The sequence below is a fragment of the Porphyromonas circumdentaria genome (assembly GCF_900167105.1).
GTDB lineage: Bacteria > Bacteroidota > Bacteroidia > Bacteroidales > Porphyromonadaceae > Porphyromonas > Porphyromonas circumdentaria.
Genome location: NZ_FUXE01000003.1, coordinates 74,058 through 92,981 on the forward strand (window position 1 = coordinate 74,058; position 18,924 = coordinate 92,981).

At 41.7% G+C, this 18,924-nt stretch carries 18 protein-coding genes; 12 read left to right on the top strand and 6 right to left on the bottom strand.

Going from position 1 to position 18,924, the window contains the following annotated elements; translation table 11 throughout:
- Positions 1-16: 16 nt before the first annotated feature.
- The 12 genes from B5D06_RS01845 to B5D06_RS01900 all read left to right on the top strand — a co-directional run bounded on the left by B5D06_RS01845 (position 17) and on the right by B5D06_RS01900 (position 13,677).
- On the top strand, positions 17-1,042 hold the full coding sequence (locus B5D06_RS01845; RefSeq protein WP_078736324.1) for a CdaR family protein: 1,026 nt from the start codon (positions 17-19) through the stop codon (positions 1,040-1,042).
- A gap of 11 nt (positions 1,043-1,053) precedes the next feature.
- Entirely contained in the window at positions 1,054-1,674 is a 621-nt protein-coding gene (gene coaE / locus B5D06_RS01850; RefSeq protein WP_078736325.1) for a dephospho-CoA kinase, read from the top strand.
- A gap of 113 nt (positions 1,675-1,787) precedes the next feature.
- On the top strand, positions 1,788-2,342 hold the full coding sequence (locus B5D06_RS01855; protein ID WP_143742568.1) for an FHA domain-containing protein: 555 nt from the start codon (positions 1,788-1,790) through the stop codon (positions 2,340-2,342).
- Positions 2,335-3,495, top strand: a complete 1,161-nt coding sequence (gmd, locus tag B5D06_RS01860; protein WP_078736327.1) for a GDP-mannose 4,6-dehydratase — start codon at positions 2,335-2,337, stop codon at positions 3,493-3,495. Before B5D06_RS01855 ends, gmd begins: the two co-directional genes overlap by 8 nt.
- 21 nt (positions 3,496-3,516) lie before the next feature.
- Positions 3,517-4,605, top strand: a complete 1,089-nt coding sequence (locus B5D06_RS01865) for a GDP-L-fucose synthase family protein (protein WP_078736328.1) — start codon at positions 3,517-3,519, stop codon at positions 4,603-4,605.
- Positions 4,606-4,650: 45 nt separating this feature from the next.
- Positions 4,651-5,949 (top strand): L-cysteine desulfidase family protein, encoded by a 1,299-nt coding sequence (locus tag B5D06_RS01870; protein ID WP_078736329.1) that lies wholly within the window; start codon positions 4,651-4,653, stop codon positions 5,947-5,949.
- 39 nt (positions 5,950-5,988) lie between these two features.
- The gene (locus tag B5D06_RS01875; protein WP_078736330.1) at positions 5,989-7,698 is read left to right on the top strand and encodes a hypothetical protein; all 1,710 of its coding nucleotides are present in this window, start codon (positions 5,989-5,991) and stop codon (positions 7,696-7,698) included.
- Between the two features lie 14 nt (positions 7,699-7,712).
- Positions 7,713-8,894: a nicotinate phosphoribosyltransferase gene (gene pncB / locus B5D06_RS01880; protein ID WP_078736331.1), complete on the top strand. Its 1,182-nt coding sequence runs from the start codon at positions 7,713-7,715 to the stop codon at positions 8,892-8,894.
- 1 nt (position 8,895) lies between these two features.
- Positions 8,896-9,534, top strand: coding sequence for a nicotinate (nicotinamide) nucleotide adenylyltransferase (gene nadD, locus B5D06_RS01885; protein ID WP_234989540.1), 639 nt, complete (start codon positions 8,896-8,898; stop codon positions 9,532-9,534).
- A gap of 22 nt (positions 9,535-9,556) precedes the next feature.
- Positions 9,557-9,736: a hypothetical protein gene (locus B5D06_RS01890; RefSeq protein ID WP_078736332.1), complete on the top strand. Its 180-nt coding sequence runs from the start codon at positions 9,557-9,559 to the stop codon at positions 9,734-9,736.
- A gap of 45 nt (positions 9,737-9,781) precedes the next feature.
- Complete coding sequence (gene tgt / locus B5D06_RS01895; protein WP_078736333.1) at positions 9,782-10,909, top strand: tRNA guanosine(34) transglycosylase Tgt; 1,128 nt, start codon at positions 9,782-9,784, stop codon at positions 10,907-10,909.
- Between the two features lie 401 nt (positions 10,910-11,310).
- Positions 11,311-13,677, top strand: a complete 2,367-nt coding sequence (locus B5D06_RS01900) for an ATP-dependent helicase (RefSeq protein WP_078736334.1) — start codon at positions 11,311-11,313, stop codon at positions 13,675-13,677.
- On the opposite strand, the gene B5D06_RS01905 is transcribed toward B5D06_RS01900, so the two are convergent.
- The 6 genes from B5D06_RS01905 to B5D06_RS01930 form a co-directional block, all read right to left on the bottom strand.
- Complete coding sequence (locus B5D06_RS01905) at positions 13,619-14,266, bottom strand: 4'-phosphopantetheinyl transferase family protein (RefSeq protein WP_078736335.1); 648 nt, start codon at positions 14,264-14,266, stop codon at positions 13,619-13,621. The two genes, B5D06_RS01900 and B5D06_RS01905, sit on opposite strands and share 59 nt — an antisense overlap.
- Positions 14,267-14,277: 11 nt before the next feature.
- Positions 14,278-15,627, bottom strand: coding sequence for a gliding motility-associated protein GldE (gene gldE, locus B5D06_RS01910; protein ID WP_078736336.1), 1,350 nt, complete (start codon positions 15,625-15,627; stop codon positions 14,278-14,280).
- Between the two features lie 20 nt (positions 15,628-15,647).
- On the bottom strand, positions 15,648-16,007 hold the full coding sequence (locus B5D06_RS01915) for a single-stranded DNA-binding protein (protein WP_159442664.1): 360 nt from the start codon (positions 16,005-16,007) through the stop codon (positions 15,648-15,650).
- Between the two features lie 71 nt (positions 16,008-16,078).
- Positions 16,079-16,792: a DNA alkylation repair protein gene (locus tag B5D06_RS01920; RefSeq protein WP_078736338.1), complete on the bottom strand. Its 714-nt coding sequence runs from the start codon at positions 16,790-16,792 to the stop codon at positions 16,079-16,081.
- Positions 16,793-16,816: 24 nt separating this feature from the next.
- Positions 16,817-17,629 carry a purine nucleoside phosphorylase I, inosine and guanosine-specific gene (locus tag B5D06_RS01925; RefSeq protein ID WP_394364843.1) on the bottom strand — a complete coding sequence of 271 codons (813 nt, stop codon included), beginning with the start codon at positions 17,627-17,629 and terminating at the stop codon, positions 16,817-16,819.
- Between the two features lie 10 nt (positions 17,630-17,639).
- Positions 17,640-18,920: an amidohydrolase gene (locus B5D06_RS01930; RefSeq protein ID WP_078736340.1), complete on the bottom strand. Its 1,281-nt coding sequence runs from the start codon at positions 18,918-18,920 to the stop codon at positions 17,640-17,642.
- Positions 18,921-18,924 lie beyond the last annotated feature (4 nt).

Genomic DNA, 18,924 nt, shown 5'->3' on the forward strand with positions numbered 1-18,924 from the left:
TTTTAGAAAGCTCCCTATGAAACTTCAGTTATTCACTCAAAAGACTACGACGAAAAGAAAAAAAGAGAATGTGCCTTTCTCCTTAAAACCTCAATCGAAAAAAGGGAAAAAATTCGTAACCTTTCTCTTCTTTTTATTGGTTTCTTCTATCTGGTGGGCTATAACCAGCTTGCAGATGACTTACACCAAAAGTCTAAAAATGCCACTGAATTACACCTCTTTGAAAGAATATTCTATACAAGGAGTACTCCCAGAATTTCTTGAAGTGGAAATTGAGGGAACTGGTTTTGATTTGCTTTTTAACTATACCTTTCGAGCTATACAACCCATTGAAATAAAGGCCTTCTCCCTCTCTGGAACTTCCAAAAATCATTTCTATATATCCTATGCCACACTGGAACAATGGGTACAGAAACAGTTGGAGCAGGGGACTAAAATACAAGCCATATACCCCAGAGAAATATCCGTAGAGTTGGCAAAACTACATACAAAAGAAGTACCTATAAAGTCGGAATTGCAGATATTGCACCAAGATGGATTCCTTATCACAAAAGTGGACTTAAAACCTTCTAAGATTAAGCTATATGGCAGCAAGATGTGTATAGATACAATCAATCTTGTACACACTGAAGCAGTTGAAGTAAGACAACTTGAGGGAAAAAATCATATTTCCACAGTTGTCTCGTTAAAAGAGATCCCTAATGTTCGCTTTTCCCGAAATGAGATTGACGCATCTATAACCTTTGAAGAGCTTACGGAAAAGAACTTTGATTTGGATATAAATGTCAAAAATCTTCCCGTAGGGTATCGCTTACGATTACTTCCTTCGAAAGCCAATTTACGTATTACGCTTCCCAAATCTCTTTATACCTCTATCTCAGAAAAGGACTTTAAGCTCCTTGTAGATTACTCTCAAATACACAATGGCAGTAGAGAAACAAAAGAACAGTTACTTCCCATCGGTGTAGAAGAATCTCCCGTGGGGGTAACAAAATATTCTCTGACGCCAGCGCGTGTACAGTACATATTAGAAAAAGAGTAGAGAGATTGACTATGGTTACAAAGAATCATACACGACCTCGGGTATTGGGGATTAGTGGAGGTATGGGAAGTGGTAAATCTGTTTTTTCTCGCATCTTATCTTCTTTGGCCATACCTGTTTTTGATTCCGATAGCGAAGCAAAACTTTTATATGAGGAGAGTAAAGAGGTAAAAAGTTTTATATGTGAGCATTTCGGTAAAGATTTGTACAACACTCCAGATAGCTCATTGAACCGTAAGGCATTGGCAAAGATTCTTTTTTCCAATCAAGAAGCCCTCTCTTTGGTAGAGCGTCTTATACATCCTCTACTAAAAGAACGTTTTGAACATTGGTGTATCCGTCAAGAAACAAACTGGGTCGCTCTGGAGAGTGCAATTCTATTTCCAAGTGATTTTTACCTTTTTTGCGATGCTGTGGTCTGGATAGAAGCCCCTTTAGAAGAAAGATTGATGCGGATAGCCAAAAGAGATAATGCCACGCAAGAAGAGATTACAAGGCGTATAGAAGCTCAAAAAGAGATATACCCAAAAGAGATGGAAGTACCACTCTTTCGAGTAAATAATTCTTTTTTTGTTCCACTACTGCCTCAAGTACGAGCGATAATAGAAGAGCTTGAGAGAAAAACCTGCTAAATAAGCCATATAAACCTGTTATGAAAAGGCTTTTGTAAAGGTATGTCGTCTAAAATAGCTACTTTTGATGTAGTCTAGAGGTTTCTACAAGCAAAAATAAGGAGGATTTCTAATTGGCAAAGTACATAGTTTGTCCCTACTGTAAGAAAAAAGTAGAGTATGGAGTAATTCGTTCAGTGATGGATAAAAAGGGGCATGTAGATATGCCTTGTCCTGGATGTAAAAGGCGATTGGCTTTTTCTCTAACGTCAACACAAGAAAAGCAAAAAGAGGATGATTTTTCCGCTAGAGAGGCCCTCTCCTCTTCCCGAGAAGTTTTGGCGGAACTACAGGTTATAGAAAATATCTTTGGTTATGCCGCTATTTTCCCCTTATATGAGGGGTTGAATCGTGTCGGGAGGTACAATGACAGACACACCGATTTAGAGGTAGCTATTCGTTCATTTGACCCAAGTTTAGACCGCAATCACACACTCATAACAATGAGCGTTACTCCAAATGGTGTCACCGCTATTATTATGGATAATGACAGTATGACGGGAACATTCATCAACACCAGAGAGTTAGATCCTGGAGAACGCTATTCTTTGGAAAACGGAGATGTTATAACTTTGGGTGCGACGACTGTTATTTACCATCAAAAGCAGAATAAAAGAAGAGATGAATAATCAGCGGAAAGTAGCCCTAATAACGGGAGTTACGGGGCAAGACGGTGCCTATTTAAGTGAATATCTCCTGAAAAAGGGATATGAGGTGCACGGACTGAAGCGTCGCTCTTCGCTATTCAATACCGAGCGCATTGATCATCTCTACCAAGACCCACATGTAGAGCATCAAAACTATTATTTGCACTATGCAGATCTCACCGACTCTTCATGTCTTGTGCGTTTGATGGATCAAATCAAACCTCAGGAGGTTTACAATTTAGGAGCTCAAAGCCACGTAAAGGTTAGTTTTGAACTGCCAGAGTATACAGCGGATGTTGTGGGATTGGGGGCTTTGCGTTTGCTCGAAGCTATTCATCTGTTAGGCATGGAAAAGTCTGTACGTTACTACCAAGCCTCTACAAGCGAATTATATGGTTTGGTTCAAGAGATTCCTCAAAAGGAGACTACTCCTTTTTATCCCCGTAGCCCTTATGCCTGTGCTAAACTTTTTGCCTATTGGATTACAGTAAACTATCGAGAGGCTTATGGAATCCATGCCAGCAATGGCATTCTTTTTAACCATGAGTCCCCTTTGAGAGGCGAAACGTTTGTAACTCGTAAAGTGACACGCTCTGTAAGTCGTATCGTAACGGGGCTTCAGGATAAACTCTTCTTGGGAAACCTCTCGGCACAAAGAGATTGGGGACATGCCAAGGATTATGTGCGTTCAATGCATCTAATTTTGCAGCAGGAGCAACCCGATGACTATGTTATTGCTACGGGTAAAACTACAGAGGTTCGGGAGTTTGTTCGCCTTTCTTTTGCAGAGATTGGTCTAACAATAGAGTTTAAGGGTAAAGGAATAGAAGAGCAAGGAGTACTTACGGCTTGTGATCCGTCCATTTTTATTAAGAAAGTAGGAGAGGAATATCTTCCTATAGTAAACCTCTTGATTGGAAAAGCCTTGGTTTTTGTTGACCCAGCCTATTTCCGCCCCACAGAGGTAGAACTTCTTCTCGGAGATGCAACTAAAGCCAGAGAAAAACTTTCGTGGCAACCGCAATATACATTGGAAGACATAGTATCAGATATGATGGTTCATGACATCCAATTAATGAAAAGAGAAGCTTACCTGCATCAAGGGGGCTTTAGGATATGTAACTTCTTTGAATAGGGTGCCTCAGAGACCAAAACTATGAATTTAGATGCTCGGATATATATAGCAGGACATACAGGCCTTGTAGGCGGTGCCATATATAGACTACTAAAGAAGAGGGGATATACTCATCTCATCACCCGTACCCACGGCGAACTGGACTTATTGGATGCCCTTGCAGTACGTTGTTTCTTTGAAGAAGAGCGTCCTGAATATGTTTTCTTAGCGGCAGCTTTCGTGGGAGGGATTGGCGCAAACAATCGCTATAGAGCTGACTTTATCTATAACAATCTTGGTATACAGCAGAATGTAATTGGAGAGAGTTATCGTTATGGAGTAAAAAAGCTTCTGTTTTTGGGGAGTACTTGTATTTATCCGAGGGAGGCTCCTCAGCCCATTAAGGAGGAGTATCTGCTTACAGATAGTTTGGAATACACCAATGAACCCTACGCGATAGCTAAGATAGCAGGTCTAAAGATGTGCGAGAGCTTCAATATACAGCATGGATGCAACTACATAGCTATTATGCCCACGAACCTCTATGGCAGGGGGGATAATTTTGATCTGGAAAATAGTCATGTATTGCCCGCTATTATGCGCAAAATCTATTTGGCACATCTTCTCTATAAAAAAGATATAGAAAGTCTGCAAAAGGACTTAAACAATCGCCCTGTGTCTGGATTTTGTAAGGGAAAAAGCTATTCCATCGAAGATTTTGAGAAAATACTTTCTCTGTTTGGCATTGGGCCTAATAAAGTAGTTCTCTGGGGAACAGGTAAACCTCTTCGAGACTTTATGTGGAGCGAAGACTTAGCCGAAGCTTCATTGTTTATTATGGACAAAATATCTTTTCAAGACCTAATTCCCAAAAATTCCTCTGGTATTATCCGCAATACTCACATAAATGTGGCAACAGGTGTGGAATATTCTATTAGAGATATTGCCCAAATTATCGCCAATACTATAGGTTTCACAGGAATTATTCAGTTTGATAGTATACATCCCGATGGAACCTTAAGAAAACTGGTGGATACAACCCGAATAAACAATTTTGGGTGGTCTTATAAAACCTCTTTACAAGAGGGAATACCTCAACTATACAAATGGTATAGAGAAACAACAACTTGAATTGTATTTGACACGTTAGGAATAAAATCGATTTAGAGAAAAATAATGGACATATCAATAGAACAACAGTGCATTAATTTAATAAAGAGTGAAGTGATACCAGCAACAGGATGTACAGAGCCCGTTGCAGTAGCCCTGGCTGCAGCTAAGGCTTCACATGTTTTGGGAGAAGAACCCAAAGAAATAGAGGTGTTGCTTAGTGCTAATATGCTAAAGAATGCAATGGGAGTAGGAATTCCAGGAACGGGTATGATCGGACTACCCATTGCAATAGCACTTGGTATTGTAATTGCTCAACCAGAAAAAGAGTTAACTGTATTAGAAGACTTTTCCGAAGAACACCTGAATGCAGCGAAGCTGCTCGTGGAGAAAAAAATTATCTCAATCAAACTAAAGGAAGGAGAGGTTGATAAGCTCTATATAGAAGTTAATTTGAGGGGAGAGGATCACACCTCTTCTGTGATTATCCTATCTAATCACCGAAACATCATTTTTGTGGAGAGAGATAACAAGGTGCTTTTTGGCCAAAGAGCTACCGTACCCTCTGCTTCCAATAAAGAAGAAGAGAAAGAACAATTACAACTAACTTTCGGCATTGTTTACGATTTTGCCACAACCACTCCATTAGAAAAAATAGAGTTTATAATGGAGGCGGCTCGTCTTAATCAAGCTGCAAGCGAGTACTCGCTTAAAAGCACCTATGGACACGCTGTGGGAAGAATGATACAAGGGGAGTTAGGAAAGAAATATCTGGGAACTTCCTCGCTTACAGAGATGTTAACTTACACGAGTGCGGCTTGTGATGCTCGTATGGACGGAGCTCCCGTTACCGTAATGAGTAACTCTGGTAGTGGTAACCAGGGTATAACGGCGACTTTGCCTGTATTGACTTTTGCTCGAAAAGAGAATAAATCTCACGAAGAAACAGTCAGAGCTTTGGTACTGAGCAATTTAATGGTCATCTATGTAAAGCAAAAACTGGGACGTCTATCGGCACTATGTGGATGCGTTGTCGCTGCAACGGGGTCTAGCTGTGGACTTACCTATTTAATGGGGGGAACCAGAGATCAGGTGGGATTTGCTATTAAAAATATGGTCGGAAATATAACGGGAATGCTCTGTGATGGAGCCAAACCCAGCTGCAGTATGAAAGTTTCGAGTGGAGTATCCACGGCAATGTTTTCTGCCCTTTTGGCTATGGAACATAAGGTCGTAACAAGCAATGAAGGTATTGTAGATGACGATGTAGACCGTACTGTAGATAATCTTACAGGTATAGGAAGAGTTGGCATGAACGAAACGGATAAGCTCGTTTTGGATATCATGACCAAAAAACAACAATAATAAAGGCCTTAACCACGTTTTGCTCTAAAAAGAAAATCAATGAAACAAAACACAACACCCCAGATGTCTTTGATGGCTTTTGTGCGACTTATGCTCCACAAATGGCCCCTGTTTTTATGTTCTATAATCTTCTTTTTGGGAGTTATCTTCGTTTTAAAGAAGAGGGCCGTTGTTGGAGATTCGGAGTACAAGATCGGTCTTATGACCCGTTTCTTTGAAGGATCTAAAGAAAGTGTCTTGACGGAGAAAAACGAACCTCTTCTTATTTGGCGTATGGCTCCAGCTTATACTCCGTCTCAACTATACGGATGGTTAGTATCTGCAGATATCATATATCGTTGTGGAATGAGAGAGGGTTTTGATGTCGAATACTACCAAGACAACATTTGGGGAAAATTTGATGTATACAACAATATGCCGATTCGTCTCTTTTTTCTCGATGCCAAAGAGATGGATACCTTCACTTTAGACTGCTTCTACTCAGAAGGAAAAGCCTATCTATCAAACTTTAGGGGAACATTTAGAGGAGAAGAGATAGAGAAACAGCAAGAATACACGATAGAGGGAGTAGGACAATCTGTTGAGACGCCTTTTGGACGAGTACTAATGGCGGATAATCCTGGATGGGACGAATATGAAAAAACACCTCTTGACTTAAATAAAAAAATCAATATTCGCAGGTTAAAAGGAATTGATATAAGGGCCAAATACGACTGGGATATGAATTTATCCCTTAACCAAGGTACCGTTTTTACGCTTAAGGTAAAAACATCTGGTTCGTCTCGTAGATCTCTTCAGGTGTTGAACGCGATGTTAGAAGAGTGTAATGAAGTGGTTCGTTATCATGTTTTAGAAGACTTGGCTAAAGAGCGAGAACTGTTACAGGCCTCTATAGACTCTATTTCTTCACCAACGCTAACTTCCCTTTCTCCCGAAGTTAAGAGAGAGCAATTAAAATTCTTGGAGCAATATTTAGCTCAAAATATAACCAATAGCGGAATCTCTATGTATAAACGTATGATAGAGATAACAGACCCTCCTATGATACAACCTGCACCCTCGGGAAGTCTTTATGTACGACTAATTCTCCTTCTTTTGGCAATTGTCATTCCCATGGGCATTGTGTACATCATTTGGTTCTATAAAGGGGCTATTTTGGAGAGAAAACAGCTATCAGAGTTCTGGCAAAGCACATCTCCATTGAAGATAAAAGGGAGAAAAAAAACTCTTCCCTCTTCATCTTTCGATGCTCTTTTACATCGCATCAAAGGAGATTTTGGGCCTCAACAACAGGACTCTAAGGCGCAACGTCTGCCCGCTAAAAGCATTCTTTTAACAACACCCACCTCTACAAAAGAAGCGAACTATTGGATAAGACAAATTATAGAAGCTTTCAAAAAGGCAGGGCACACAATACGAGTAGTGGAATTACAAAATTCGTCGGCAGACAAGATATACTCTGAAAGCCATGTTGTCAAATTAAAGACAGGCTACCTACTTTCTGAAGCTTTTGCCAAAGATATGGCTCTTTCTGCCGAGGAAGCATCTCAAAATGTAATATCCATATTTATAGTTCCTGCAGATAAGCTCGCTATTCTACAAAACGAAGTTACCTCTACCGTTGTACTATTACTACCAGAAAAAACAAGGGTAGAAGATCTTACTACAGTAGAAGAAGGCTTGACCCATACATCAACCTCTCTAAATACAGTACACACATTGTGGATTGAGAGAGGTCTGTTTTTTTAGACCCGCTACTTCTTATGCCTATCATCAATAGTCTTCTGGATACAGATCTCTATAAGTTTACCACGGGATACGCTTATGCCAAGCTATTTCCTTATGCTTTTGGGCACTTCAAGTTTATAGATCGTAACAGACGTGTCTATCCTGAGGGCTTTGATGTATTGTTGCGCCGAGAGATTGAGAGTATGTCTCAAATTACTCTTTCAGAAGATGAGGCTTCTTTCATTTCTTCGCGAATGCCCTATATTCCTCCAACACATATAGATATGTTGAGAGGTTTTCGCTTTCATCCCGACGAACTATCCATCAGATTAGACGAGGAGGGGCATTTAGAAATAGATGCCATAGGGCCTCTTTATAGAGTAACACTTTGGGAGACGCCTATTCTTGCGTTGGTTAGCCAGTTGTATTATAACCAGCAGGGCATACAACCAGACGGTGAAACACGACAAAGAGCTATTGAAAAGGCTAAGAGGCTTGAAGCAGAGGGGCTAAACTTCTCGCTTTTTGGTATGAGACGTCGCTTCAGTTACGATGTAGAAGACGAGATAACACGCATCATGCAAGAGTATGCTCCTCAACACTTTTTTGGTACGAGCAATGTGCATTTTGCACATAAGTATGGGTTAAATGTTTCGGGCACACATCCCCATGAATGGATTCAGTTTCATGGAGCCACTTATGGCTACAAAATGGCTAACTATATGGCAATGGAAAATTGGATCAATGTTTACGATGGAGACTTGGGTACCGTGCTTACCGACACCTATACTACCGATGTTTTCTTTAGCAATTTTAGTAAGAAGTATGCCCTTTTGTATACCAGTTTGCGCCATGATAGTGGAAGCCCTTTTGAGTTTGTAGAAAAGGCTATCACACGTTATAAGGAACTAAAAGTAGACCCTAAGATTAAGTACATTATTTTCTCTGATGGTTTGGATGTAGAGAGAGCTATAGAAATAAAGAATTATTGCTCCGATCGTATTCGTTGTTCCTTTGGAATAGGTACTAATCTTACCAACGATACGGGGGCTGAGCCTGCTAATATCGTCATGAAACTATGGCGTTGTAAAATGACGGAAAAAGAACCTTGGAGAGCGTGTGTTAAACTGAGTGATGCAATGGGTAAATACACGGGAGATGTTAGTGAGATAGACTTAGCATGTCGTACACTAGGGATTAACACAAACAATCGATAAGATGGGAGTTAGTACTATAAATAATGCTTCGACACGGGGGATGTATGCGCAAGAGAATCTTACTTCTGTAGCTGTTTTTGCTGGTACTTTCGACCCTATTCATATAGGTCATATGGCACTGGCCAACTATCTCCTGACCGAAGATTATGGCTTTGATGAACTTTGGTTTGTTCCCGCCATGCAAAATCCCCTGAAAGAACATCACTCGTTATTGGATTTTGACACCCGTTGTCGTCTGATACAAGCGACTATAAAAGGAGATACCCGCTTCCGTTGTTGTCCAATAGAGGAAACACTACCTCCTCCTTTCTACACGATACACACTATTGTAGCCCTTCAAAAGCAATATCCAGACCAACGCTTTACTCTTTTGATAGGAGCCGATAATTGGGCTTGTTTTAATCGGTGGTACCGCTGGGAAGCTCTCTTAGATTTACTCCCAATAGTTGTCTATCCACGTCAGGGATTTACTTTTGACCACTCTCTGTCTGAAAAAGTAACTTACGCCTCTCATGCTCCTATTATAGAGATTTCTTCTACTCAAATTAGAGAGGCTCTTCTGAGTGGTAAGGATCTTCGTTATTGGATGTCTCGTCCAGAGCTTTTTGACGAACTCAAACAAAATATGATCAAAAAGTAACCCCTCTTATTGCTATTATTTTATGCGCCCTCCCCGAAAAAAACTCTCTACCTCTCAAATCGTAGCCCTCTCTTTCTGCTGGGCTATACTTGTCGTTTTGGTGCTTCTTTACGCAAAGATTGACTTCTTTTCCATTTTTTCTATTATTGCCTCGGGCATTCTTGTCTTTGTACCCATCTATAAACAACGCCGAAAGCCTTAACTTGGGCTATATCTATTTCATGCGAAAAGCGGTAACTTTGCGCTCATGAAATACGAAATACTCTCCCAAGATCCTCTATCTTCTGCACGTACAGGTATCATTACTACAGACCATGGTACTGTAGAAACGCCCATATTTATGCCCGTTGGTACGGCTGGGGCAGTAAAAGCTCTCACAATGGAGCAGGTAGAAGCAACCCAAGCACAAATCATTTTGGGAAATACTTACCATCTATACTTACGCCCAGGGCTTGACATTTTGCACCAAGCAGGAGGGCTGCACAAGTTTGGTACTTGGAAAAAGCCTATTCTCACCGATAGTGGCGGATTTCAGGTGTATTCACTGGCACACCGCCGTAAGATTACGGAAGAAGGGGTACTCTTTGCCTCGCACATAGATGGCTCTCGACATCTATTTACCCCCGAGAGGGTGATGGAGATAGAGCGTATTATTGGAGCGGATATTATAATGGCTTTTGATGAGTGCTGTCCAGGCGATGCCTCGTATAAATATGCTCTAAACTCCTTGAATATCACAGAACGATGGTTAAAGCGTTGTTGGGATTATTTTTCCCAATCGAAGCCGCTTTATGGCTACCATCAATCTCTATTCCCAATAGTACAGGGGTGTGTATATCCCGAGCTTCGTCGCAGAGCCGCAGAAAACATAGCCTCATTGGGTGCAGATGGCAATGCTATAGGAGGCTTGGCAGTAGGAGAACCAACTGAAAAGATGTACGAAATGATTGAGGTTACCAATGAAATCTTACCCAAAAATAAACCTCGCTACTTGATGGGAGTGGGCACACCAGCCAATTTATTGGAAGCTATTGAGAGGGGAGTCGACATGTTTGACTGCATTATGCCTACTCGCAATGGACGTAATGGACAGCTATTTACCCGCAATGGGGTTATAAACATCAAGAATGCAAAGTGGAAAGATTGCTTTGAACCCATTGATGCAGGCGGTGCTTCTCCCATTGACGAACGCTATACGCTTGCCTACCTCCACCACCTCTTTAAGGCGGAGGAGTTAACGGGATTAACTTTAGCCTCTATACATAATGTGTCTTTCTACCTCTGGTTAATGGAAGAGGCTCGCAAGGCTATAAGAGAGGAACGTTTTACCCAGTGGAAAGCCTCTATTCTACCTCAGCTACAAAAACGTTTATAAAAGGACATATCTTCTTGCACAAGGAGTGCAAGTTCCACAAAAGAGGATTCCCGATTCTTCTTCCCTTTTGTAAAAGGCAATAAGGGAAAAAGTGTATCAATATAGTCTCTCATTTGAGGGAGAAATACACACTTTTTCGCACACTACCATTGTTAGTATTCATATGTACAAACTTGGGTTATCATAGGAGGGAACTAAAGTTCTCTCGGGAGGGAACTTGAGTTTGGACCTATGGAAACTTTCAGCAGTTTTTATTCCTTTTTGAGAGTAGCTACAATCGCCTTATAATCACACGGTTTCTTTTCTCCAGCGACAAAATACTTCACGATGTACGTTAAGCGTACAGCTATCTGTATCTTTGTGATGCCATTTGCTTTATTGGCATAGCACCATAATCGAAGATGATTGACTATACACAAGAACTTAACCCCGCCCAAGCCGAAGCCGTTCTCTACGACGAGGGACCTGCCTTGGTCATTGCGGGGGCAGGCTCGGGCAAAACCCGTGTCCTAACCTACAAATTGGCTCATTTGATCGAGTGTGGCTATGCCCCCGAAAAGTTAATGGCACTGACTTTTACCAATAAAGCAGCCCAAGAGATGCAACATAGGGTTGCCCAGATGGTCTCTGCCCGAGAGGCTGCAAAGATGAGAGTAGGTACTTTTCACTCTGTTTTTGCCCGTATTCTCAGACGCTTTGCCCCGTTGTTGGGTTTTACGCCCAATTTTTCTATCTATGACACTTCGGATTCGAAGAGTTTGGTCAAAAAGATAGTCAAGGAGCTCAATCTTGATAACCGCCTCTATACGCCCAAATTGATTCTTAATCGCATATCGACCTCCAAGAACCGACTTATAACACCTCAGGCTTACAATTCGCAGGTAGATATGGTTGCTTACGACCGCTCTAATGGTATTACGCTGATAAACTCTATCTATGACTTGTATACACGGCGGTGCAAAGAGGCTAATGCCATGGACTTTGACGATTTGCTCTTTCTTTTTAATGTGTTACTACGAGACTTTCCCGAGGTGTTGCGAGAGATACAAGAGAGCATCGACTACTTACTAATCGATGAGTTTCAAGACACTAATCCCTCTCAGTACCTTATCGTGCGACGCTTGGTAGAGGGAAAACAGCGGGTATTTGCCGTAGGGGATGATGCGCAAAGTATTTATTCTTTCCGAGGAGCAAGTATGCAAAATATACTCTCTTTTACTCAACTTTTCCCCCGAGCACGGCTTTTCAAGTTGGAAGAGAATTATCGCTCCTCTCAAAATATAGTCGATCTTGCCAATAGCCTTATAGAGCATAACAGAGAGCGTATCCCCAAAAAGGTATTTTCTCGTCGCCCTAAGGGGACAAAAACCCTACTAAGTGGCGTAGATAGTGGCTATGAAGAGGCACAAAATGTGGCAACTTCGATACAACACTATAAGAAGCAAAATCCGCATCTTTCGTACAGCTCTTTTGCCATACTCTACAGAACCAACGCACAGAGCCGTCTTTTCGAGGAGCAACTGCGTTTAGCTGGTATTCCCTATAAGATCTATGGAGGATTAGCTTTCTATGGGAGAGCAGAGATTAAAAATATCCTTGCCTACCTGCAGTTAATTCTCAATAAAGACAATAACGAGGCTTTTGAGCGTGCCGCCAAATATCCCAAAAAGGGTATTGGGGATAAAACCTTGCAAGCCATCTATGATAGAGCGCACTGGGAGGGCATATCTCTCTATAGAGCTGCCCGTAAGTTGTTGGAAGAGAATACCAAGCTACCCAAGGCTGGGGCTAAACATTTGGCTCTCTATCTCGAAACATTAGAGGCCATTTCTACGCCTCCCGACGGCAATTTTGCAGATTGGATTAAACGAGTTGTAGAGCGTTCGGGCATTGTCGAAGCTCTTAAAATGGAGCATACCGAGGAGAGTGAAGCTCGTCTTGACAATGTAGAAGAGTTTATTAGCAGCGTAGAAGAGTTCTTAACCGCTACGTTGCAGAGCGAACTGCTTTTTGACCCTAATCATTCTACTCCTCAAGATTTGTTGGCTCTTTTTTTACAAGGTATCTCTCTTGCTTCTGATAGAGATGATGAAGAGCAAGATGAGGATAGAGATGCCGTGCATTTGATGACGGTTCATGCCTCCAAGGGGTTGGAGTATGACTACATCTACATCGTGGGGTTGGAAGAGGGGCTTTTCCCCTCATTACGCAGTGAAATGGACGATAATATTGAAGAGGAGCGTCGATTGCTGTACGTGGCTATTACCCGAGCCAAAGAACATTGTAATCTCTACTTCTCTCGCTATCGCATCATCAATGGCAGTGGAACCCCTATGTTGCCGAGCCGATTTTTAAAAGAATTAGATGCTGCATTGCTTTCCAAAGAGGGTATTCGCCCCGAAGAGTACAGTTTTCTCTCTGTGCTTTCTAAGCAACCCTTTAAAACCTTTACACCACCTTCGAATTCACAAAAAGCAACCGTAAAAAGACAGCCCTCTTTAACTTTTCCATCTAAAAGAGGTGTTGCCGAGAAGTTACACCCTTGCCCCTCACAAGAGCAAGAAAATAGCGAGGCCCGTCCTACCATAGCAGTGAAAAGTGCCGAAGAAATCTCTTTGGGGGATAGAGTTTTTCATAACCTCTTTGGAGAGGGGGTTGTAAAAAGTATCGAGGGGGTAGCAGGAAATGCAATTGCGACGATAGACTTTGTTAAGGCTGGAGAAAAACAGATATTCCTCCGTTTTGCTGCTTTGAAGAAGTTTCTTTAAGTCCGCTATCTGCTACGTATGCGAGTGTATAGAGTGGATGTTGCTCCACGGTTATGTGGAGAGATTCTATATGTGATGGATGCAAATAACTAAGCTGTAGTACCTGAGTTAGAGGTTCGTGAGTGAAAGGTAGAATCGTAGTAGGGTGGAGGAGGTGATAATAAGCCCGAAAATCGGGATGGGCTGTTCTAAAATATTTGAATGTTGCCTCTTTGGCACACCAAAGAAGGGTAGCAAAACGCTCTCGCTCAGAGAGAGAAGAGATAGCAGACAATGCCTGCAATTCATCTGCATCCATAAATCGGGGTGCAACACGCAAAACTTTAGCAAATTTTGTTTCTAAATCAAGCCCAATACGACTTGCCGTAGGGGAGAGATAGAGAGCAAAAAGATCTGTAGAATGGCTAATGCTAATGGCTCCACCATAACCCTCTAAAATAGGAGCTCCCTCTAAGGAATGTGTTAGGAACGTATCGGGAAGGAAATGTGCGAGGAGGTGTTCGACGGCTTTTTTTTCCCTCTCCCTTTGAGAAAGAGGTAATACCTCTGGGACGAAATCTACTATTCGAGCAACGAAAATACCCTCCATAGAAGTATTTATTATTGAGGAGGGGCTGCGTACTCTTTAGGCAGGGTTATGCGCATCTGCATGATACGATATTTTTCCAACTTCGTAACCTCAAATCGAAATCCTGCATACTCTGCAAAAGAACCCATACGGGGTAACTCCTGTTTTACCTCTAAATATATCCCACTTAGGGTATCCACTTCTTGAGAAATCTCTTCAAATATTTTAGGGTCTATGTCAAGCAATCTACAGAAATCATTTATGGGAGTTTTCCCCTCAAAGAGTAGAGAGCCATCTGGTAGACGTGTGTAGAGAAGCTCTTCCTCGTCGTATTCATCGGTAATTTCGCCTACTATTTCCTCCAAAATATCTTCCAACGTTATCAATCCCGAGGTACCTCCATACTCATCTACTACGATAGATATATGGATGTGTTGAGAGCGAAACTCTTCCAACAAATCGTCTATTTTCTTGTTTTCGGGTACGAAATAGGCCTCTCTAATGAGGCGGTGCCAGTTAAAATCTTCGGTTTCATGCGCATAAGGGATACAGTCTTTAATGTAGAGAATCCCCTTTATATCGTCTTGCGTTCCTTGAAAAACGGGTATGCGAGAGTAGCCAGCCTCCAATATAAAGGCTAATACTTCGGTAAAATTCCAGCTATAATCCACGCTTACCATATCTACTCGAGGGATCATTATTTCACTGGCAGTCTTGGCATGGAACTTGATAATCTCACCAATAAGTTTGCTCTCCTCTTCTGTTTGGTCAATCGTGAGTTCTACAGCTTTAGAGAGGTCGTCTACCGAGAGACTGTAGGGCTTATTCGTCCTCCTATCGAGAGTAGAAGAGAGCTTTATTAAAAGTCTTGATAATGGAGAGAGAAAGCGGTGTATAGGATACATTATGCGCGAAGAAAATCGGCTAAATGCCAAAGGGTTGTTCTGTGCATAAACCTTGGGTATAATCTCTCCAAACAGCAGAAGGATAAAAGTCAAGGCAATGGTTTGGATTATAAAACGTACCGACTCTGCCTCGCCGAAGTTAAAAGTCAAGCGTACCCAATAGTTACTCAATAGGACAATGCTGATGTTGACGATATTATTACCTATCAATATTGTTGCCAATAGCTTTTCCGACTCACTTAAGAGAGATAGAAGTTTTTGGTCATTGGGAGTATTCCCATTACGAACTTCGTGTATGTCCTGTGGAGAGAGAGAAAAAAAAGCTACCTCCGAAGAAGACATATAACCCGACAAAACAAGTAATATAATTATGAGAATAAGGGTTACGACTGCTCCTATGGTGAAAGGAAGTACCTCTATTTCGGGAAAGCGTAAGGAGAGAAATGAAGAAAAAAAAGATGATACTGTGGTATCCATCAAGATAAAGTCTTTATAATTTAACTTCTCAGATTATTATTCTGCTCTTGCGGGTGATTACCCACATAGCCCACACGCTCGGTAACTATCTCTGTGATAGAGTGCATCACACTGTTTTTATCGGAGTATTTTCTATAACTAATCCTCCCCTCAACCATAATCAGGTGTCCTTTGCGTACGAACTTTTCACAAAAAAGAGCCTGTTCGCCATAAGAAACTACGCGGTGCCAATCTGTATGCTCGGGACTCATGCTGCCGTTACGCAGACGGTAACTTGGTTGGGTCGTAGCCAGAGAAAAAGTAGCTGTAGCCATATTCTCTCTGATGTAGCGCACCTCGGGATCCATCCCTACGTATCCTATCAGAATAACTTTATTCAAAAACATCGATTTAATCTAATAGCCCCAGCAAAGGTAGTGTTCTGGATTAAAATAACGATAAAATAAACCTTTTATTCAGTGCCGTTGGAGTTCGAAGACAACTCTATTGCATCTCGTATATAAGAGGAAAGTTCTCGTAGCACTTCGTTGGAACAAGTCTGCCACTCCGAGAGGCAAGCGCGAAACAAATCTGTAAAGTCGGGGTGAAGAGCAAGGCGTTCTAAGAAAGAAATTTCTATGGGAGTGATTTTTTTTTGCTGTTGTGCATTTACTAAGACCTTTTCTAATACTCTATGAGTAAAAACACTATCCAAAGGTAGTTGTAGCAAGAGCTTGCGAGTTAAAGCTGCAATAACCTCTTCACGAGCAGTTCCCTCCTCCCAAACAGTAGCCCAGACGGGAGAGTCGGCCTCTAAATAACTAAGAAAATGGTGAGCGTATATATCCCTCAGCTCCTGTGTAGAGAGTTGCTGTCGCAAACTAATGGCCCTTTCTGCCGTTAGTTTCTTGATGGGGTATAGTATAAGTCCCAATATGTTTAACTCTCTCGAGCGAGTAGCAAGAAGGTATTCTGCAAAAGAGAGGGTAGTAGGTAATCCTTGCGATAATTCTCTTATTTGAGGAATCGAGAGTCCAAAGTTGTAGGGATAATTTACTCCCTTTTCTCTCATAGAGGATGCCATAACCCCATCCATACGAGAGCGAATTCTCTTTCTTAATTGGAGGAGTATTTCTCTTTCCTCTTCCGATAGAGAAGAGCTACTGGAAAGGGTTATGTCATCCATAACAAATCCTTTTTTCTATTCGTTTTATATTATTTCTTGTATCAAACGAGTAAATATTTTACCCATTCTCTCTGAAGCTTTATTGGCCGCGTCTATAACCTCTTGGGCATCGTTGGTATAATCGCCTTCGAAATGCCATCCTTCATTGGTAATAACAGACATCCCAAAGACCCTAATACCTGCATGACGTGCAACCAACACTTCGGGTACAGTGCTCATACCGATAGCATCTCCTCCGCCCAGTTGATAAAATCGGTACTCGGCTGGCGTTTCGTAAGAAGGGCCCGTAAGGCCTACATAAACCCCTTTTTTTACCTCTATGTTTTCCTCTTGAGCTATGCGCTCTGCGGAAGCAATCAGTGCTCTATCATAAGCACGTGTCATATCGGGAAAACGTACTCCAAACTCCTCTTTATTGGGCCCTATGAGAGGATTGGGTAGGTTATTTATATGATCTCGAATTATCATCAAATCTCCCACTCTAAAATTGTTATTGATGCCTCCAGCTGCGTTGGAAACAAAAAGAGTTTCTACCCCGATGAGTTTCATCACACGTACAGGAAATGTCACCTGTTCCATAGAGTACCCTTCGTAGTAATGGAAACGCCCTTGCATAGCTATTACAGGTATGTTGGCCAGTTTACCGCAAATGAAATTACCTTTATGCCCAATAGCCGTAGAGTGCGCAAAGTGCGGTATCTCACTATAAGGAATAATGGTAGCCTCTTCAATCTTGTCGGCTAAAGCTCCCAGACCACTACCTAATATAATTCCTATTTTAGCCCGAAACGGAAGTTTCTTTTGAAGAAAGTCGGCAGACTCTCTGTACATTTTCATTTCCATAGTTTTACTTTTGTTTTATACCATAATTAGCTATTAAGTTATAGGCTCTTTGTGCTGCTTTCATAATAACCTCTTCCTCTCCTGGTATGGTCCCTTCTCGCATTAGAATGCATCCGTTTACAATTGTCGTGTCTACAACAGAGCCATCTGCTGAGTACACAAGATTGGATACTAAATTGTGCATCGGCACCATTGTTGGTATCTTTGTTTTTAGCAGACACAAGTCCGCCAGTGCACCCTCTTTCAATACGCCTCCCTCTAATCCTAAAATGTTATAGCCCGCTTCTGTAGCCGCTTGGTAAATATCTTTTGCCGATGTTGCTGTTGGATCATACCTCCAAACCTTACCCAATAGTGCAGCTAAGCGCATGGCTATAAACATATCTAAATTGTTGGAGGAAGAGCATCCATCTGTACCGATACCTATGGGAATACCTCGTTTCTTCATCTCTTCAAATCGGAAAGAGTACCCTGAGGCTAACTTCATATTAGAAGCCGGGTTATGAACTGTGGCAGCTCCTGATTTTGCAATAATGTCGAGTTCATCGTCCTCTAACCAGAGGCTGTGAGCCAATATGAAACGGTCGCTTATAGCTCCTATCTTTTCGAGATAGTGAGCGGGGCGTAGCCCATACTGTTTGATAGCATCCTCTACTTCTTTCTGGGTTTCTGAAAGATGAAGGTGTACGAAGACACCCGTTTCATCGGCAAATTTGCGGCAAAACTGCAATTGCTCCCCACTAACTGTATAGATGGCATGAGGCGCAACAGAGTAAATAACTCTATCGGAGAATTGCTCAAAATCTTTGAGATATTTATAGCAGTTCTCTCGATCAATTTTAGCTCGAGTTTCATCTCCTCTATCAAATAGGGTACAACCGACTACGGCTCTTATCCCAGAGTCTTCTACGGCTTGAGCTGTAGCTAAGGGGGAGGCATACATATCGAGAAAAACCGTAGTCCCTGTACGGATCATTTCGAGACAAGCCAAACGCACACCCCAATAAATATCCTCGTCAGTTAGATGTGCTTCTACAGGCCAAATATAATCTTCTAACCAAGGCATGAGAGGTAAATCGTCTCCATAGCCTCTGAATAGGGTCATAGCAGCATGGGTATGCGTATTAGCCATGCCTGGTACTACTACACGATTAGCCCCCTCTAAGACATCGTATCCCTCTTTCTGAGGAATAAAGGGAGCTATGCGTTCAATTCTGTTACCCTTAATGAGAAGATCTTGGGTAATTCCATTTATTTGTGCTCCAGATATTAAAATCGGCTTCATGTAC